Origin of the sequence: Vibrio sp. 1641 (assembly GCF_033339995.1) — a bacterium.
GTDB classification, from domain to species: domain Bacteria; phylum Pseudomonadota; class Gammaproteobacteria; order Enterobacterales; family Vibrionaceae; genus Vibrio; species Vibrio alginolyticus.
Window position 1 is genome coordinate 1 of sequence record NZ_JAWOVP010000088.1, and the last position, 853, is coordinate 853.

Here is an 853-nt window from a genome sequence, read left to right on the forward strand (position 1 = left end):
TACGATGCTTCATTAGATTATCGGAAGTTTTCGATTGCTCTTGCAGTTGGTTAATAAAGGCTTTGTAGCTTAAATCGATGGAACTAAATCAAGAAGCTACGATCTGAGCGGCTACACCCATCAATCGTCGTAGCCTCATGCCTAAACCTCGTTACAAAACAACTAACTGGAAGCAGTACAATAAAGCCTTAATCAACCGTGGTTCTCTGACCTTTTGGATTGATGAGGAAGCGATAGCCGAGTGGAAGCAAAACAAACAAGGCAAGCGTGGTAGACCTCGCCGATTCAGCGACTTAGCCATTACTACCGCTCTGATGGTGAAACGCGTTTTCTCTATGCCATTGAGAGCGCTGCAAGGTTTTCTAGACTCCGTATTTAAGCTGGCTAACATCCCGCTTGTTTGCCCGCACTACACCTGTATAAGCCGCCGAGCTAAGGAAGTTGAAGTTTCATTTAAAACCAAAACCAGAGGAGCAATACAACATCTGGCCATTGATGCCACTGGCCTCAAGGTTTATGGCGAAGGTGAATGGAAGGTCAAGAAGCATGGAACTGATGGGAAGCGAAGAGTCTGGCGTAAGCTGCATATCGCGGTAGATACAAGCACCCACGAAATAGTCGCAGCAGAGCTGAGCTTATCTAACGTCACTGATGCCGAAGTGCTCCCCAACTTACTCAAGCAAACACGTCGTAAAATCATTGAGATATCTGGAGATGGTGCTTACGACACAAGGAATTGCCATGATGCCATACGGCTCAAGCGAGCTGTTCCGCTCATTCCGCCACGAGAAGGGGCAGCCTTCTGGGAACGAGGACATCCTCGCAACTTAGCAGTGGGTTGCCAGAAGCTCTA

At 47.6% G+C, this 853-nt stretch carries 1 protein-coding gene; it reads left to right on the forward strand.

The genetic code is table 11. The features are described 5' to 3' along the window. Nucleotides 1-137 precede the first annotated feature (137 nt). On the forward strand, nt 138-853 hold a 716-nt coding region (locus R7Z47_RS24310), incomplete at its 3' end, for an IS5-like element ISVal1 family transposase (RefSeq protein ID WP_318130699.1).